Annotated in this window: 20 protein-coding genes and 1 pseudogene; 4 read left to right on the top strand and 17 right to left on the bottom strand. The window is 39.7% G+C overall.

The features are described from left to right. Positions 1-3 precede the first annotated feature (3 nt). A complete protein-coding gene (pheS, locus tag JGE69_RS13850; protein WP_005066295.1) occupies positions 4-984 on the bottom strand; it encodes a phenylalanine--tRNA ligase subunit alpha in 981 nt (326 codons plus the stop codon). A gap of 158 nt (positions 985-1142) precedes the next feature. Between pheS and JGE69_RS13845 the strand changes: the two genes are divergently transcribed. After that, entirely contained in the window at positions 1143-2135 is a 993-nt protein-coding gene (locus JGE69_RS13845) for a hypothetical protein (RefSeq protein WP_199113797.1), read from the top strand. Positions 2136-2187: 52 nt separating this feature from the next. On the opposite strand, the gene rplT is transcribed toward JGE69_RS13845, so the two are convergent. The 3 genes and pseudogenes from rplT to JGE69_RS13830 all read right to left on the bottom strand — a co-directional run bounded on the left by rplT (position 2188) and on the right by JGE69_RS13830 (position 2954). Further along, positions 2188-2547 (bottom strand): 50S ribosomal protein L20, encoded by a 360-nt coding sequence (gene rplT / locus JGE69_RS13840; protein ID WP_000124858.1) that lies wholly within the window; start codon positions 2545-2547, stop codon positions 2188-2190. An 11-nt stretch (positions 2548-2558) separates the two neighbouring features. Then, positions 2559-2753 (bottom strand): 50S ribosomal protein L35, encoded by a 195-nt coding sequence (gene rpmI / locus JGE69_RS13835; protein WP_002054552.1) that lies wholly within the window; start codon positions 2751-2753, stop codon positions 2559-2561. An 11-nt stretch (positions 2754-2764) separates the two neighbouring features. Beyond that, a pseudogene (locus JGE69_RS13830) lies at positions 2765-2954 on the bottom strand (hypothetical protein). 38 nt (positions 2955-2992) lie between these two features. Here JGE69_RS13830 and nreB point away from each other — a divergent pair. Continuing rightward, the gene (gene nreB / locus JGE69_RS13825; protein ID WP_078220182.1) at positions 2993-4243 is read left to right on the top strand and encodes a nickel resistance MFS transporter NreB; all 1251 of its coding nucleotides are present in this window, start codon (positions 2993-2995) and stop codon (positions 4241-4243) included. A 40-nt stretch (positions 4244-4283) separates the two neighbouring features. Here nreB and JGE69_RS13820 read toward each other — a convergent pair whose 3' ends face one another. From JGE69_RS13820 to thrS, 4 genes are all read right to left on the bottom strand, one after another. Further along, positions 4284-4712 (bottom strand): YqaA family protein, encoded by a 429-nt coding sequence (locus JGE69_RS13820; RefSeq protein ID WP_199113614.1) that lies wholly within the window; start codon positions 4710-4712, stop codon positions 4284-4286. A 53-nt stretch (positions 4713-4765) separates the two neighbouring features. Then, positions 4766-5386, bottom strand: a complete 621-nt coding sequence (locus JGE69_RS13815) for a glutathione S-transferase N-terminal domain-containing protein (protein WP_002117212.1) — start codon at positions 5384-5386, stop codon at positions 4766-4768. Between the two features lie 229 nt (positions 5387-5615). Further along, positions 5616-6167, bottom strand: a complete 552-nt coding sequence (gene infC / locus JGE69_RS13810; RefSeq protein WP_075383312.1) for a translation initiation factor IF-3 — start codon at positions 6165-6167, stop codon at positions 5616-5618. Positions 6168-6172: 5 nt separating this feature from the next. Beyond that, a complete protein-coding gene (gene thrS, locus JGE69_RS13805) occupies positions 6173-8095 on the bottom strand; it encodes a threonine--tRNA ligase (protein WP_002117224.1) in 1923 nt (640 codons plus the stop codon). A 393-nt stretch (positions 8096-8488) separates the two neighbouring features. On the opposite strand from thrS, the gene JGE69_RS13800 reads away from it, so the two are divergent. Then, positions 8489-10126: an acyl-CoA synthetase gene (locus tag JGE69_RS13800; protein ID WP_199113616.1), complete on the top strand. Its 1638-nt coding sequence runs from the start codon at positions 8489-8491 to the stop codon at positions 10124-10126. A gap of 44 nt (positions 10127-10170) precedes the next feature. Here JGE69_RS13800 and yjgA read toward each other — a convergent pair whose 3' ends face one another. The 9 genes from yjgA to mazG form a co-directional block, all read right to left on the bottom strand. Next, the gene (yjgA, locus tag JGE69_RS13795; RefSeq protein ID WP_069122300.1) at positions 10171-10707 is read right to left on the bottom strand and encodes a ribosome biogenesis factor YjgA; all 537 of its coding nucleotides are present in this window, start codon (positions 10705-10707) and stop codon (positions 10171-10173) included. 2 nt (positions 10708-10709) lie between these two features. After that, entirely contained in the window at positions 10710-10979 is a 270-nt protein-coding gene (locus JGE69_RS13790) for an HPr family phosphocarrier protein (RefSeq protein WP_000567533.1), read from the bottom strand. Continuing rightward, on the bottom strand, positions 10976-11827 hold the full coding sequence (rapZ, locus tag JGE69_RS13785; RefSeq protein ID WP_005066272.1) for an RNase adapter RapZ: 852 nt from the start codon (positions 11825-11827) through the stop codon (positions 10976-10978). Before rapZ ends, JGE69_RS13790 begins: the two co-directional genes overlap by 4 nt. Positions 11828-11850: 23 nt before the next feature. After that, positions 11851-12699, bottom strand: a complete 849-nt coding sequence (gene panC, locus JGE69_RS13780) for a pantoate--beta-alanine ligase (RefSeq protein WP_199113618.1) — start codon at positions 12697-12699, stop codon at positions 11851-11853. Positions 12700-12702: 3 nt separating this feature from the next. Beyond that, entirely contained in the window at positions 12703-13512 is an 810-nt protein-coding gene (gene panB / locus JGE69_RS13775) for a 3-methyl-2-oxobutanoate hydroxymethyltransferase (RefSeq protein ID WP_032057515.1), read from the bottom strand. Positions 13513-13557: 45 nt separating this feature from the next. After that, the gene (folK, locus tag JGE69_RS13770) at positions 13558-14040 is read right to left on the bottom strand and encodes a 2-amino-4-hydroxy-6-hydroxymethyldihydropteridine diphosphokinase (protein ID WP_032057517.1); all 483 of its coding nucleotides are present in this window, start codon (positions 14038-14040) and stop codon (positions 13558-13560) included. Further along, a complete protein-coding gene (gene pcnB, locus JGE69_RS13765) occupies positions 14037-15500 on the bottom strand; it encodes a polynucleotide adenylyltransferase PcnB (protein ID WP_032057519.1) in 1464 nt (487 codons plus the stop codon). Before pcnB ends, folK begins: the two co-directional genes overlap by 4 nt. Before the next feature lie 125 nt (positions 15501-15625). Continuing rightward, on the bottom strand, positions 15626-16030 hold the full coding sequence (locus JGE69_RS13760; protein ID WP_199113621.1) for a ComEA family DNA-binding protein: 405 nt from the start codon (positions 16028-16030) through the stop codon (positions 15626-15628). Continuing rightward, entirely contained in the window at positions 15999-16805 is an 807-nt protein-coding gene (gene mazG / locus JGE69_RS13755; RefSeq protein ID WP_005066265.1) for a nucleoside triphosphate pyrophosphohydrolase, read from the bottom strand. The genes JGE69_RS13760 and mazG overlap by 32 nt, the downstream gene beginning before the upstream one ends. Before the next feature lie 112 nt (positions 16806-16917). On the opposite strand from mazG, the gene JGE69_RS13750 reads away from it, so the two are divergent. Next, the gene (locus tag JGE69_RS13750; protein ID WP_125518932.1) at positions 16918-17691 is read left to right on the top strand and encodes an SDR family oxidoreductase; all 774 of its coding nucleotides are present in this window, start codon (positions 16918-16920) and stop codon (positions 17689-17691) included. The last annotated feature ends 83 nt before the right edge of the window (positions 17692-17774 follow it).

Raw genomic sequence — 17774 nt, 5'->3', positions numbered from 1 at the left:
CTGTTAGGCAAATTGGCGTAAGAAACGCACATCATTTTGATAGAACATACGCAAATCATTAATGCCATAACGCAACATTGCAAAACGCTCTACCCCTAAACCAAAAGCAAAGCCTTTGTATTTATCAGGATCAATACCCGCAGCACGCAATACATTTGGATGTACCATGCCACAGCCTAATACTTCTAACCAACGTCCACGCTCATCCATGATATCTACTTCTGCACTAGGCTCTGTAAATGGGAAATATGATGGGCGGAAACGTACTTTTAAATCTTTCTCAAAAAATTCATTCAGTAGGTTAATCAATAAACCTTTTAATTCAGCAAAGCTGGTGTTCTCAGCAACATATAAGCCTTCGATCTGATGGAACATTGGCGAATGCGTTTGATCCGAATCACAACGGTAAACACGGCCAGGACATACGATACGAATTGGCGGCTCACTCGTCTCCATTGTACGAATCTGTACCCCAGAGGTATGCGTACGTAGTAGGTGAGTAGCATCAAAGTAGAAAGTATCGTGCATAGCACGTGCTGGATGGTGACCAGGAATATTTAATGCTTCGAAATTGTGATAGTCATCTTCAACTTCTGGACCGGTTGCAACTGTAAAACCAGCTTTAGTGAAGAACTGACAAATTCGCTCTTGTACTTGAGTAACAGGATGAACTGTACCAATACGTTGACCACGGCCCGGCAGTGTAATATCAATCGTTTCACTTGCTAGCTTTTGCGCAAGTGCTGCCTGTTGTAGTGCCGTTTGACGCTCTGTTAATGCAGTATTAATTGTTTCTCGAACAGCATGAATCGCAGCACCTTGTACTTTACGTTCTTCAGGGTCCATTTTCCCTAATGCTTTCGATTGTTCTGCAAGCTGGCTTTTTTTCCCTGTAAATTGCACACGCACCTGATCAAGTGCAACAAGGTCTTGAGCTGCTGCAATGGCAGCAAGCGCTTCTGTGGTCAGGGCTTCCAGTGACATATTAACTCTCAAAGCAACAAATTTAAAAAATATAATAAAACACTGCATTCTAACAGTTTTTCATCGAATTGATGAAGTTTATCCATCATGAAAAATGTATTAGGCAACAAAAAGATAAAACGTATAAGATAGTAGCATCGTCAATGAGATCAACTATTATGGCGCTTAATCAGATTTGGAAACAACAACTTACGCTTGTGACATATGGTAATGAATACCTCCGTCAGAATTTAAGCTTTAACCAATGGCGACAACATCATATTTTCGACCATCATAGTTTTCAGTTTCGTGACTTAACTTCTCAACATTTGTTGGCCCAACACTTCCAAGTTTGGCTAGAAGCATTAAAAAAACAAGGTACCTCAAAGCTCAGCTTACATTTATCAAGCCTTCTCAATGAAGAACAAAATCCAAATAGCAATGTCGAGCTCTTACCTTATACTCATTTTATTGTGAGTCATCAAAATGATAAGAAATTTGCTTGGATTTTTGGCCATGAGCTTGCCGAATGGTATAACAATGATAATGAGTTTGAAGCCCCTGCCTCACAAACCTGTGAGCTTCGTTTAGAAACTTTCTGGCGTTTTGAATTAAATGAAAAATTATCAAAAAAAATTGAAGCTGATTTAAAAAATCCGCCATGGCAAGAAATAGCTGACTTTATGGATAGTGAATTATTCCGTAGCAAGTATGCGACAGGCTTTGAGGAGCCAGAACTTCAAAATGCTCTTTTTGATGGTACAAATATTAAAAGCTTAGAGCCAAAACTTGCATTAATTCCAGAGAATTATCCCGCAGATTACGCTCATCAACTTTTATCTCGTACACAAGCATTAGCCAATTATTTAGAACAAAAGAAACGCCTTGCAAATGATCCTTTAGGAGAAGAACTAGACCAAGAGCAACTCATTAATTTAAGAAACTTTACACAAAAAACTGATGATTTGTTTGCCAAGCTTATTGTGAAAGTTGCCAACCATTATCAGACAGCTCAGATGGTACCTGTAGTTAAAGCCTCGCCATTCGAGCAATCAAATGAAAATCCTCAACATTTGAAATCTCAACATCATAAAGGCACTGGTTCAGGCGTTATTAAGCTGATTATTCTAACCATTATTATTTGTGCTCTGGCTTATTATTTTGGCCTTTAGATAAATAATAAAAAAGACCGCTAAAAAGCGGTCTTTCTTTGAATCTCTAAGCTTATGCAGCTAATGCGCCTTTAGCTTTTTCAGCTAAAGCAGCAAATGCTACTGCATCATGCATAGCGATGTCAGCTAATACGCGACGGTCGATGATCACTTGAGCTTTTTTCAAGCCATCGATCATACGGCTGTAAGACAAACCGTTTTGACGAGCACCAGCATTGATACGCGCAATCCATAGAGCACGGAATTGACGTTTCTTTTGACGGCGGTCACGGTAAGCGTATTGACCAGCTTTGATTACCGCTTGGAACGCTACGCGGTAAACGCGTGAACGAGCACCGTAGTAACCTTTAGCGCGAGCAAGAATTTTTTTGTGACGACGATGAGCCACTACACCACGTTTTACACGAGCCATTTATAATCTCCTTAGATGTATGGGCACATACGACGAACTGAATTCATGTCAGAAACATGAACCATTACACAGCCGCGTAATTGACGGATACGTTTAGCAGATTTTTTGGTCAAGATGTGGCGCTTGAACGCTTGTTTACGCTTAAAACCGTTTGCAGTCGCTTTGAAGCGTTTAGCTGCACCACGGCGAGTTTTTAACTTAGCCATAGTAACCTCTTTTAGGCACCTGTTCGGCGCGATTGCACCATTGCAAAATCGACCTGCAGGTAAGGAAGCGCGTATTTTATAGCAACCTGAGCAAAATTAAAACTATTAGTTACTGTTTTTATGAGTGCAAAGAAAGACTTTTTCACCTTTCACAGTGTCAGCAATATCAACAATAAATAAAGCACCTGTGCTTTTTTCCATTTATAATACGATCAAATTATCAACATACGATATTCCTAATGCAGAAACATGATGCATTTGCTGCCTTACGCTACAGAGATTTCTCAATTGTTACGATTAATCAATTTTGCTTAACTTTAGCGATTCTGATTCAAGAAATTATTGTTGCCTACTCACTCTATCAAATCACCAAAGACCCTCTGACTCTAGGTTTAATTGGACTCGCAGAAGCCATCCCTTTTATTGCTCTTTCTCTTTGGGGTGGCTATTTTGCAGATAGATTTAATAAACAGATTATTATGAAGATCTGTTTATTTTTCTCGGTTCCTCTTCCTTTAGTGCTGTGGTCACTGTTCCATCTGCATGGTTTAGGTCATATCAGCGTAAATTTCCTTTCATGGGGTATTTATGCTGTTATTTTTGGCTTAGGTACAATTCGTGGTTTTTACAATCCCTCTGCAACGTCTTTAAAACCATTTTTGATTCCTCGCGAACTGTATGCAAATGGTGCAACATGGACGACAATCGGTTGGCAAAGTGGTGTAATTATCGGGCCAATGCTTGGTGGTTTCATGCTTGCCTATTTAGGCCGAGAAGCAAGTCTCTTTAGTGTTGCGGTTTTACTTGGTATTTGTTTCATCTTAATTAACCTATTGCATAAGCGTACTTTTCCTAAAATTGAAACTGCTAATGTTTTAGAAAGTTTAGGAGATGGTTTCCGTTTTATCTGGAAAACTAAAATTGTTCTTTGGGCAATTTCTCTTGATTTAGCTTCTGTTTTATTTGGTGGAGTCATCGCATTATTACCAATTTTTGCAGAAGATATCTTAAAAGTCGGTCCAGAAGGACTGGGATATTTGCGTGCGGCGCCATCTATTGGAGCACTCGTCACTATGATTGCTTTGACTCGCTTTCCAACAACTCAGCATGCATGGCGTAACATGCTACTTGCTGTTGCAGGATTTGGTGTTTTCACAATTCTTTTCGCTTTCTCAAATAACATGTGGTTATCACTATTTGCGCTGGCTATGACGGGCGCTTGTGACAGTATTTCAGTTGTGGTTAGACAAACCATTTTGCAAATTTTTCCGCCAGAAAATATGCGTGGTCGTGTTGCTGCCGTAAATGGCATGTTCGTTTCATCAAGTAATGAGCTTGGTGCATTTGAGTCAGGTTTAGCAGCCAAATATTTAGGAACGATTGCAGCGACTATTTTTGGTGGTTGTATGACACTTGCAGTGGTCACCTTTTGTTGGCTAAAAACCAATGACCTATTTAAAGTCGATATTACAAAAAGCTCAGAAGACTAATTAAACCATTTTAATAAAAGCATCTTCGGATGCTTTTATTTTAAATAAAATCTGTAATCACCCAATAAATAAAAATATAGCGTCCTGCTTTAGCAATCAAAACTACAATTAAAAAGCGCCAAAAATTTTCTTTGAATAAACCTGCAACTAAAGTAATTGGGTCACCAATCACAGGGGTCCAACTTAGAAGCAGCGAATAAAACCCATATTTATGATAAAAACGCTGAGCTTGTTCTAAACGTTTTTCAGAAACTGGGAACCACTTTTTGTGTTTAAACTGCTCTATTTTTAAACCAAGCCACCAATTCACACACGAGCCCAGTACATTTCCAAAAGTGGCGATAGAAATTAGAAGGAAAGCAGAATATTCTTTTTTTAATAATAAGGTGGCGAGTACAGCTTCTGATTGTAACGGTAATAATGTAGCAGCCCCAAACGCGCTCAAAAAAAGTAAAAAGTAACTTAGCATATTAAATTAGACCAAATCACCTTTCACTTTATTCATTACGCTACCAATAAAAGTTAGATGACTTTAATTGATAGTGCTTTTTGTACCGCAGGACGTGCCGTCAAGCGAACAATATATTCTTGTACATAAGGATAATCCTCTAACTGAATACCTTGCCATTCATAGCGCAAAATCCAAGGTAAAATTGCCATATCAGCAATCGAGTATTCACCTGCAACAAACTTCTGGCCAATGAGCTGCTTATTCAGCACACCATATAAGCGCTTAGTCTCATTTACATAGCGGTCTATAGCGTATGGAATTTTTTCTGGTGCAAAACGGTTAAAATGATGGTTCTGCCCTAGCATAGGCCCTAGCCCACCCATTTGCCACATGAGCCATTGTTCAACTTCAACTCGCTCTTGCTCATCAGTTGGATAAAATAATCCAGTTTTACGCCCTAAATATTGCAAAATAGCGCCTGATTCAAATATTGAAATTGGCTCACCACGAGGTCCATCTTGGTCAACAATCGCCGGAATTTTATTATTTGGAGAAATTCTCAGAAAGTCTGGTTGAAATTGATCATTTTCTAAAATATTGATTGGGTAAAGAGTGTAGTCCAGTCCCATTTCTTCTAAGGCAATTGTGATTTTATGTCCATTGGGAGTTCCCCAATAATATAGATCAATCATTCTATTTTCCTATTCATCGTTATCATGACTGCGTCTTGCGTTATAGCATGTTTTAAGAGGGACGATGAGATTTCCAACACTAAAAAATACATAAAATTCAAGAATTGAATTTCTTTTAAAAGATATAGCAATTGTCTTAAATAAAACTGAACAGAGAAAATTAAATCATCTTTTTTTATTATGATAAGGATATAAAAAAGCACTGCTTTTGCAGTGCTTTTTTTGAGTATTACTTTTTCTTTTTAGGTCCAAGTAACATACCCATTTGACGGCCTTCCATTTTAGGTGCTTGTTCCACAACCCCAAACTCAGCAACATCAGCTTCAATCTTTTGTAATTGAGCTAAGCCAAGTTGTTGGTGAGCCATTTCACGACCACGGAAACGTAAAGTGATTTTCACTTTGTTTCCTTCTTCAAGGAATTTCAAAATAGCACGAAGCTTAACTTGATAATCACCAACGTCAGTTGCAGGGCGCAGTTTGATTTCCTTCACTTGCACTTGATGCTGTTTTTTCTTCGCATCTTTTTGCTTCTGCTTAAGGTCAAACAAGTGCTTGTTGTAATCCATAATTTTACAAACAGGCGGCTCGGCGTTTGCAACGATCTCAACTAGGTCAAGATCTGCCTCTTCAGCAGCGCGCAGTGCTTCATTTAATGAAACAATTCCTTTTTGCTCACCGTCAGCACCAACGAGGCGTACTTCTTTTGCACGGATCTCGTCGTTAATTGCTGGACGGTTGCTTTTTGCACCTTGTTGTTGGTTACGGTCAGGCTGTTTAATCTTTCTTACTCCACAATATACCGGCCACGTTCGGCGACGGCAGACTTCACTAAGTCAATGAATGCATCTACTGACATAGTACCTAAATTTTTTCCTGAGCGGGTACGCACATTCACTGTACCTTCTTCAACTTCTCGATCACCAAGAACTAATAGGTAAGGAATACGCTCTAGAGTACGCTCACGAATCTTAAATCCGATTTTTTCATTTCTCAAGTCAGAAATAGCACGAAGGCCATTTTCTTTGAGTTTTGCTACGACTTTCTCACAAGCTTCAGCTTGAGAGTCCGTAATATTCATGACACATGCTTGTAACGGCGACAACCAAGGTGGCATGAAACCTGCGTAGTGTTCAATTAGTATACCAATAAAACGCTCAAAACTGCCAAGAATTGCACGATGCAACATCACAGGCTGATCACGATCATTGTCTTCAGTTACGTAAGACGCATCTAAACGTTCTGGTAAGTTGAAGTCACACTGAATAGTACCACACTGCCATACACGTCCGAGACAGTCTTTCAATGAGAATTCAATTTTCGGACCGTAGAACGCGCCTTCACCAGGTTGTAACTCCCATTCGAGACCCGCTGCATCTAAAGCATCTGCTAAAGATTTTTCAGCCATATCCCAAAGTGCATCATCACCTACACGTTTTTCTGGACGTGTAGAAAGTTTCATTTGCACTTCTTCAAAGCCAAAATCTTTATAAACTTCTAAAGTCAGCTTAATAAAGTCAGCAACTTCTTGACCGATCTGTTCTTTAGTACAGAAGATGTGTGCGTCATCTTGTGTAAAGCCACGTACACGCATAATGCCGTGTAAAGAACCTGATGGTTCGTTACGATGACAAGAACCAAACTCTGCTAAACGAATCGGTAGATCACGGTAAGACTTCAAACCTTGGTTGAAAACTTGCACGTGACATGGGCAGTTCATTGGCTTAACGGCATAATTACGATTTTCAGAATGAGTCGTAAACATGTTGTCAGCATAGTTCGCCGCATGACCTGATTTTTCCCACAGTGTAAAGTCTACAATTTGTGGTGTTTTAATCTCAAGGTAACCATTGTCTTGCTGAACTTTACGCATGTATTGTTCAAGAACTTGGTAAATCGTCCAACCGTTTGGATGCCAGAACACCATACCCGGTGCTTCTTCTTGCATATGGAACAAGTCTAAGGCTTTACCAATTTTACGGTGGTCGCGCTTTTCAGCTTCTTCAATACGCTTAATGTACGCAGCAAGCTGTTTCTTATCAGCCCATGCTGTACCATAAATACGTTGAAGCTGCTCATTTTTTGCATCACCACGCCAGTATGCACCAGAGATTTTAGTGAGCTTAAATGATTTTAAGAATTTGGTATTCGGTACGTGTGGACCACGACACATATCCAAATAATCTTGATGGTAGTACAAGCCCATTTGTGTTTCTTCAGGCATGTCTGCAATCAAGCGTAATTTATATTCTTCACCACGCGCAGTAAATTCAGCAATAACTTCATCACGCGGTGTCATTTTTTTAACGACATCGTAATCTTGATCGATGAGCTTTTTCATACGCTCTTCGATAGCTGCCATATCATCCAAGGTAAAAGGACGTGGCATCCAGATGTCGTAGTAAAAACCTTCTTCAATGACTGGACCAATCACCATCTTGGCTTCTGGGAAAAGCTGTTTAACAGCATGCCCTACAAGGTGTGCACAAGAATGGCGAATAATTTCAAGACCTTCTTCATCTTTTGGAGTGATAATTTGTAAGGTCGAATCTTCGGTAATTAAGTCACATGCATCAACTAAGCGATCATTTACACGGCCAGCAACAGTATTTTTTGCTAGACCAGGCCCAATACTTTGGGCAACTTCCATAACAGATACAGCGTGATCAAAACTCTTTTGATCGCCATTTGGCAATGTGATAATTGGCATAAAAAAATCCTTAAGGAGTGATGCCCTATACGAAGGAGCATTTCACCGCGAGATTATGATCGAGGCGAACCTCAAAATATAAAAACGGTGTAAATCAAAGTTAAAAAACCTGAAAGATTTTACACTTGTTCAAGCAATGTGAAAACCTTTGAGTCCATAAAATCATAAATACATTTTGCTTATCACGTAAACAGCAATAAATGACTTAAAAAATATATTGAGATGATTTTTAAACATGTTTAACACAAGTGGTTTAAGATGAAGAAAATAGCATTTCTGCTCATTTTTTGACTGGAGGGTATCGTTCTTTAAGACTAAAGCATAGATGCTTTGATTAATATTAAATCATATGTTCAAAGAATGAATTAAAAATAGAACACGGAGTTGTTTCACATGGTTAGTGCTTATGATGAGTTACCACGCACACCCGCAAACTTTGTTGCGTTATCACCTCTACGCTACCTAGAACGTGCGGCTTATATTTACCCAGATCAAGCTTCGATTATTCATGGTAAGCGTCAAATTTCATGGAAAGAAACTTATCAGCGCTGCTGTCAATTTGCATCTCAGCTCAAGCAACTGGGAATTGAGAAAAATGATACGGTATCCGTTTTATTGCCAAATATTCCAGCCATGATTGAAGCGCATTTTGCAGTTCCTATGGCGGGTGCGGTACTTAATACCCTCAATACACGTTTAGATGCAAAAACAATCGCTTTCATGCTGGAACATGCTGAAAGTAAAGTACTGTTGGTTGACCCTGAATTTGTGAATTTGGCAAGAGAGGCTCTCTCACTTATTCCGAATCAACACATTATTGTAATTGATGTAGCCGATACGGAATACGAAGGTGAAAATCAGTTTTTAGGTTCCTTTGAATATGAAGAATGGATCGCTCAAGGCGACATTAACTTCTCTTGGCATTTACCAGAAGATGAGTGGGATGCCATTAGCCTGAATTACACATCTGGAACTACAGGTAATCCTAAAGGTGTGGTCTATCATCATCGCGGGGCTTATCTTAATGCTGCAAGCAATATCTTGGCTTGTGGAATGAAACCACGTGCTGTGTATTTATGGACACTACCCCTCTTTCATTGTAATGGCTGGTGTTTTGCGTGGAGCATAGCAGCAAGTGGTGGAACCAATATTTGTTTACGCAAAGTCGATCCAGAATTAGTCATGCAATTGATTGCAGCACATCAAGTTGATTATTTCTGTGGTGCGCCTATTGTTCTTTCAATGATTCTTAACTTACCTAAAGAAAAACAAACCAGCTTTGATCACCATGTTGAAGTCATGGTTGCTGGGGCAGCTCCCCCTGTTGCCATTATTGAAGGGATGCGAAACATGGGGATTAACGTAAACCATGTATATGGCTTAACAGAAACTTATGGGCCTTCTGCCCTATGTGCTTCTCAATCTGGATGGAATGAGCTATCAATTGCTGAACAAGCCCAACTTCATTCCCGTCAAGGTGTACCCTACCCGTTGCAAGACAGCATGCGTGTGTTAGATCCCGAGACTATGGAACCTGTGCCTAATGATGGTCAAACCATGGGAGAAATCATGTTCCGTGGCAATATTGTCATGAAAGGCTATTTAAAGAACCCTAAAGCAACTCAAGAAGCCTTTGCTGGCGGATGGTTTCACACAGGTGACCTAGCCGTTTGCCACCCAGATGGTTATGCAAAAATTACTGATCGTTCGAAAGACATCATTATTTCAGGTGGAGAAAACATTTCATCTTTAGAAGTAGAAGATGTGTTGTATAAACACCCTGCTGTATTAACCGCTGCGGTAGTCGCTAAACCCGATGCACGTTGGCAAGAAGTACCATGCGCGTTTATTGAATTAAAGATGGGTACTACAGCAACACCTGAAGAAATTATTGCACACTGCCAAAAAGAATTAGCACGCTTTAAAGTACCTAAAGATGTAGTTATTACAGAAATTCCGAAAACCTCGACAGGCAAATTACAGAAATTTATCTTGCGTGAATGGGCAAAAGAACGGGCTGAAAATGTATAAATAAAAAAGCGACGCCTTGAGCGTCGCTTTTTATGGAAGAGTATTTAGCCTTGATCAGACAATAAAGCAATTTGCTGTACATAGTTTACAAATTTACCTTTTGATGTCTCAAGCTCCGCTTCACTCACTTGTTGACTCTTATCACGGTTGATTCTCAACACATGCTGACGCAAGGTGTGACGTTCCGAAGCATTATAAATTTTACTAAATTCATTAATTGCAGGGTCACCTTGTTCGATCATACGATCAACCCAACGCATCAATTGAGCCTGTTTTTTTGCGCCTTGCTGCGGAGTTAAATAAGACAAAATAACGGTCTCATCTTCATTACGCAATAATTTACCAATACGTTGAAACTGACGACGACGAGCTTCAAAAGAACTAATGTTCTGTACTTCCATTAACGCATCAATTAAACGTTCATCAACTGGGAGTTTTTGAATCTGTTTAACAGAAAGTTGTGCTAACTGCTCACCTAAAGCAGCCATACGTTGAACTGCTTTTTTCTGTTCTGTTTTACTTGCACGTCCTTCTAAAGAGCCAAAATCTTCTTCAGTATAACGTTGGGGACGACGTGCCACGATTAATCTGCCTCATAAAATTTTGCGGCGAATAACGCCTGTACTTCATTTAATGCCTGCTCTTCGTCGGTACCATCAATGACCAATCGCAAAGTGGTCCCTTTACCTGCACCTAACATCAGCAAAGACATAATATTTTTTGCATCTACTAAATGATCGCCTTTTCCAATTTGGATCGACGAACGAAATTTTGTAGTGACCTCTATCAGTTTTCCTGATGCACGAGCATGTAAACCGAGTTTATTAATTACATCAACAGTTGTGTCTATCATGACCAGTGCTTCATTTCTCTGTGTAAGACCTGAACAGACCATTCTGCCTCAAGTGCTTGTTTTAGTCTATCTACGATATAAACGGAACGATGTTGACCGCCAGTACAACCAATAGAAATCGTCATATAGTGACGATGTCCTTCAGCAAATGCTGGAAGCCATTTTTTTAAGAAGTGAAGAATATCATCAAACATTTCGTTTGCTTGCGGACTTGCTTCTAAAAATTGTCTTACTGGCTCATCCAAACCAGAAAAACGTCTCAATTCTAAATCCCAATGCGGATTTGGTAAATGCCGTACATCAAAAACATAATCAGCATCTAAAGGAATGCCATGTTTATATCCAAATGACTGCAATATCACGATAAGCTTATCCGACTGCCCCAATTTAGACAGTAAAATATGCTTTAGATCATGAACACTTTTATCTGTTGTATCAATATGAACCGTAGCGCGGAACTGAATTGGCAGCAGTAACTGCTTTTCTTCATGAATACATTGCAACAGACTTTTAAAACGATTGGCCAATGGATGCGGACGACGTGATGCACTAAAACGTGCGATCAAATCCTGATCTTGCGTAGTCAGATAAATCACATCAACTGTGCCATGTTTTTGTAGTTGCTCAAAAACATGATCGAACTCTTGCATATCTGCACGAGTGCTTCGAACATCCACACCTAATGCCAACTGCTCTAGATTATTTTCATGATCTAGCTTTGCCACAATTTCGGGCAGCAATGCCAAAGGCAAATTATCAATACAGTAATAGCCCAAATCTTCTAACACTTGGAGAGCCGAAGATTTTCCTGAACCAGACTGTCCTGTCACGATAAGTATACGCTTCATGGCATGGCTGTCCTTTGATCTGTTTATTGGGGTGTAAAGGCAACTTCTAAATTATCAATCAAACGAGTTGCACCCAATTTTGCCGCGATGAACAACACAATATCACGATCAAACTGAGTAGCAGGTAACAGATTTGACTGACGAGCTTCGACATAATCCACAACAAACCCATTATCTGTCAACTGAGTTTTGATATCTTCTAAAACTTGTTGTAGATCTTTGCCTTGATGTAACTGCTGCTCAGCTTGCTTTAAACTTTGATAAATAACCGGAGCGACCTGACGTTGCTCTGGACTTAAATAACCATTTCTTGAACTAAGAGCCAAGCCATCTGCTGCACGAACAATTGGCACACCAATTACTTCTAGCGGGATATTTAAGTCTTGTACAAACTGACGAATCACTGCTAACTGCTGGTAATCTTTTTGACCAAAGAAAGCATAGTTAGGTTGTACAATATTAAAGAGTTTAGTGACCACCAAAGCTACGCCATCAAAATGCCCAGGACGTGAACTACCACATAAAGCATCGGTAATTTGGCTGACACTTATGTTGGTTAAACGTGGCTGAGTACCGTACATTTGCTCAACTGATGGTGCAAAAATAATGTCACAACCTACATCAGCTAATAGACGACTATCTTGTTCTAAAGTACGAGGATAGCTATCAAAATCTTCACCCGGTCCAAATTGAGTTGGGTTTACGAAGATACTAACAACCACAACATCACATAACTTTTTCGCTTCACGAACAAGTGTGAGATGTCCTTCATGTAGATTTCCCATTGTTGGGACAAAACCAATAATTTTACGCGCAGCTCTAGCAGGATTTAAAGAAGCTGCAAGACCTTGTATGGTGGTTTCTGTTTTCATGAATTACAGCTCAACGTGGAAAGTATGTTCTTTGGCTGGAAATGACTGGTCCTGCACAGCAGCATGAAAAGCTTTAAAAGCGTCTAGGATTGCTGTTTCGCCAGATTGTTCTTTCATAAAGTTACGGACAAAACGCGCAACTCGACCAAAAGTTAAGCCCAACATGTCCTGTACTACAAGTACCTGACCATCAGTCGCATTACCCGCACCAATACCAATCACAGGTGTATTTGGAAATAGTTCAGCAATTTCTTGTCCCAACTGAGCAGGAACACATTCAAGCAATAGAACTGCTGCACCTGCTTCAACCACTGCCGTACAGTCAGCAATAAGTTGATCAGCTGCTTCACGTGTTTTAGCTTGTAATTTGTAACCACCAAATACGTGTACAGATTGAGGAGTTAAACCTAAATGTACGCACACAGGTACACCATTACGAGTTAACACTTGTACAGTTTCACCTAGCCAAGCGCCGCCTTCGATTTTGATCATCTGAGCACCAGCTTGCATAACTGTTCTTGCGTTTTGCAAAGCATCATTTAAAGTGGCATAACTCATAAATGGTAAGTCAGTCATAATCAAAGCATGCTGGTTACCACGACGCACCGCCGCCGTATGATAAGCCATGTCCTCAACAGTTACAGGTAAAGTTGAGTCACGACCTTGAATTGCCATTCCAAGAGAATCACCAATTAAGATTGTATCAATTTCAGCAAGTTCCATTGCTTTTGCCATACTCGCATCGTAACAAGTTAGACAAGAGAACTTACGTCCTTCGGCTTTAAATTTTCTTAAGTCACTTAGACTAATCATGATGGTATCCTCTACAGGAGTTTGCAGAACGTAATAAGTCTGGTTTTAAGCCCAAGACTCATCAGCAAGTACAGTCAGCGTGGGCTGCTGTATGAGTTCTAAATTTTTAAGTGGCTGATCGTTAATATGTAAATCAGCGTCTAAATCTAATAAAGGAATTACAACGAAATCTCGCTCTAAAATTCCAATGTGTGGCACAGTTAAGCGCTCATTTTGAATTTTTTCATCACCATATATAAGCAAATCCAGATCTAAGGTACGCTCTCCCCAACGACGAAGGCGTACACGACCAGCTTCTTGCTCAAATCGTTGTAACTGATCTAACAAATCTAAAGGAGTGAGATCGGTATTTAGCTCTGCAACTGCATTTAAATAATTTGGTTGATCTTGAGGACCCATAGGTGGACTTTGATAAAGTTTAGAAACTTTCACTCCACCTAAAGTTTTAAGCTTAGCAATGGCTTCAGATAAGATTTGGCGTGAATCACCCAAATTACTTCCTAAACCAATATAGGTCTTCGTTGTCATTGCGTTGGCCCAAAAATAACTTGGCTTAAATCGCGTTGTACACGCTTACGCTTCAAAATCGGATGGTCGCTCATCACCCCAGTTTCTGTAGCAGAGGCTTTTTCAACGAAACGACCCATCGATTGTTCTTGTCGAGCACGTTCTTTTTTCCCACGACGGCTGCGTGGTTCAGGAATATCAACCAAAGGTTCGATTTCCGTCTCAACTTTATTGTTTTCAACAGGTTCAGCAACGGCTTTACGACGGTTTCTAGCTTTCTGACGATTGTACTGGCTAATTGCAGCTTCTTTTTCGTCATTCGACATTTCTTGGTAGGCTTCCCACCAGCTTCCCATCCCCTGTGTTGTGTCATCACCTGACTTTTCACGAAGTAACAAGAAGTCAAAACCAGCACGGAAACGCGCATGTCCAGCCAATGCTTCAATTTGCTGTGGTTTCGGGTTAAGCAAACGGGTCTGCATTTCCCAAACTTCACGAATAAAAGTTTCTGCAAAACGAGGAATCACAGTGCGGGTTGCCTGACGTTTTAAGACATCTAAACCAGCTTGTGCACGCGCTTCAGCTGGTACCACACCTTTAGATAAATAAAATTCACAACGCTCTAAAAATGGTTGCCACAATAAGACTGCGTAGAAAAATGCTGGGTTAATTGTTTTACCCACTTGAATACGCTGATCTGTATTCTTTGCTGCTCTTAAAATAAATGGAGTGAGGTTAGGCTGAATATCAGCAAAGAGTTGTTTCCAAACACCAAACTCAATCAACATTGGCAAAACACGCGCCAAATGTCCCATTGTAAAGAGCTTCTGAGATTCATCATATAAACGATGCGGAGAAACATCACGCAATAGTTGCGTCATCTCTGCATCAAATATATCGAGAATATCTGAATCAATTTTAAAATTTAACTTCGCTGCAAAACGTAAAGTCCGCAGCATACGCACAGGGTCTTCTTCAAAGCGCTGTGCCGGATCGCCTAATAAACGTAGAGTTTTATTTTTTACATCGTCAATTGCTTTGCAGAAATCAAGCACAATACTCTTACGCGGTTGGTAATATAGCGTATTGATTGAAAAGTCACGGCGAGCAAAGTCTTGTTCGATGGTTCCCCAGTTATTGTCACGTAAAATCATGCCTGAAGCACTAGTGACTGCTTTTTTTGGAGGAGCACGGAAAGTTGCAACTTCAATAAGCTCACGCCCTGAATAGACATGTGCTAATTCAAATCGACGGCCAATGATTCGACAACGTCGACCAAAAACTTCTTTAATCTGGGAAGGTGTTGCATTAGTGACTGCATCGAAATCTTTAGGATTAAGCCCTAGCATTAAATCACGGACACCACCCCCAACAATATAAGCTTCATAGCCAGCTTTAGTCAGGCTATCGATCACATCTAAAATCGAAGAAGGAAGTTGGGCTGTGGACAAACCACATTTTGACGCTCGCAAGGTTTGCAAAAGACGCTGTCTCCTACGTCAGGACGTAAATAACAAGTTGTCGCTAATCATAGCTCTAACGCACACAAAGGGCAATTTGATTCTCTGTAGTTTGCGCATGAAATGATAATTGACAGACAGATGATTTATAAAGTCAAACGCGTTTTATTCTTTTCAAAAATGGCGGGACCAATGCCCTTTACGTTTTTAAATTCATCAATATTTTTAAAGCCACCATTCTTTTGACGGTATTCCACAATTGCCTGAGCCTTTTTCTCACCAATACCTTTTAGCTTTTGGAGCTCATCAATATTGGCTTGATTCAAGTGAATTTGCCCTGACGAATCAGTCATAACTGAACTTTTTGGACTGTTAGAATGAGAGGAATGCTGCATGCTCAACTTCTGATCACACCTCTGCTGTTTAGTCTTCCACTCCTTAAAATTTTGATCAAAAGATTGAGCCTGAATAAAGGTTGAAGAAATCAGGCTCCAAAATAAAACAATGAAAATATTGTGCTTATTCTTCCAAAGATTCATGCTGAGCTGCATGTGTTTTTTCCCCTAACTTTAACTGCCTCTTTGCCTGATTCCACAATTCATCCATTTCAGACAGGGTCATGTCCTCTAATGTTCTTTGCTGTTTTTGCGCTTGATCTTCAATAAAAGCAAAACGGCTTCTAAATTTATGTATTGTCGATAAAAGTGATGTTTCACTTGAAATCGCAAGTTTACGTCCAACATTGACTAATGAAAACAGGCAATCTCCAAATTCGTCTTGAATTTCATCAATATTTTGATTTTTTAGGGCCTGCTTAAACTCGTCCAACTCTTCTTCTAGTTTTTCATAAGCATCTTCTACCGTTTCGAAATCAAACCCAACCTTAGCTACATTTGCTTGAATTTCTTGTGCCTGTAACAGGGCTGGCCCATGCTTTATTTCATCTAATCTTGATTGCGGCTTGCCTTGTTTTTCTTGTTGCTTAATTTGTTTCCAAAGCTCACTTACTTGTTCTGGTGTTAAAGTATTAAATTGATCTGCCTGAAAAACGTGGGGATGACGGCGTATTAACTTTTCACTTATTGCCTCAACAACATCTTGAAAGTTAAAAGCGCCTTGCTCACTAAACATTTGTGATTGAAACACAACCTGTAATAACAAATCGCCTAGTTCATTTCTAATTTCATTAATATCACCTTGACGGATGGCCGACTCGACTTCATACGCCTCTTCAATCGCATATTTAGTCAGTGACATTGGAGTTTGCTGTTGATCCCACGGACATTTTTCACGTAACTCTTGCATGATTTTAAGCAATTTATCCATGGTAACCCTCAAGTTTAAAAAGTCGGTCAGTCAAACTAAGATTTTAATTTGTTATGATCAAAATCAAAGCGATTAAATCAGTCGCACTATTGTACTGACAAAGAGAAAAAAGATGAGATACAGTATTCTGATTAGTGGTGCCGCTCAAGGTATTGGGGCTGAAATTGCACGCGTATTCTACAAACAAGGATATAAAGTAGGCATTTATGATATTAATGAATCACTTGCCCAGGAACTAGCAAATCACTTAGGGCCAAATGCCCGTGCCGGCTATCTAGATGTAAGTGACTACAGCCAGTGGCAACACATATTAAAAGAATTTACCGAATGGGCTGGTGAACTTAATATTTTGGTAAATAATGCAGGTATTTTATATTCTGGCGCGTTTGAAACGACTGATATTAAAGCTCATCAAAGAACAATAAATATTAATGTAAACGGCGTAATCAATGGCTGTCACGCTGCTCTCCCTTACTTAAAGCAAGCGTCTTTTGCACGTGTTATCAACCTCTCTTCAGCCTCTGCAATTTATGGGCAAGCTGATTTGATTTCTTATTCTGCTAGTAAATTTGCAGTTCGTGGAATTACTGAAGGTTTAGATGTGGAATGGAAAAAATATGGTATCCGTGTTTTAGATGTGATGCCGCTATTTGTCCAAACTGCAATGGTTAACAATATGGATGCAGGCACCATTCAGAATATGGGGATAGATTTAACCCCAAATGATATTGCTCAGCAGGTGCTTACGCTTGTAGAGAAAAGGGCTCATTTCTGGACACCTACCCACACTCCAGTGGGTATAAAAACCAAACTGCTTTATCAACTCTCAACGTTGAGCCCTCAGTTTCTAAATCGACTCACCAATATTTATTTATCTAGAAAGTAATTTGCAGTAAAAAGGCTGTCATTTGACAGCTTTTTACCAAAACAATTTAATATATACTTATAATACAACAATCGAAAAACACT

The organism is Acinetobacter sp. C13, from assembly GCF_016809775.1.
Taxonomy (GTDB): domain Bacteria; phylum Pseudomonadota; class Gammaproteobacteria; order Pseudomonadales; family Moraxellaceae; genus Acinetobacter; species Acinetobacter pittii.
This window is presented reverse-complemented; position numbering and strand designations above follow the sequence as displayed.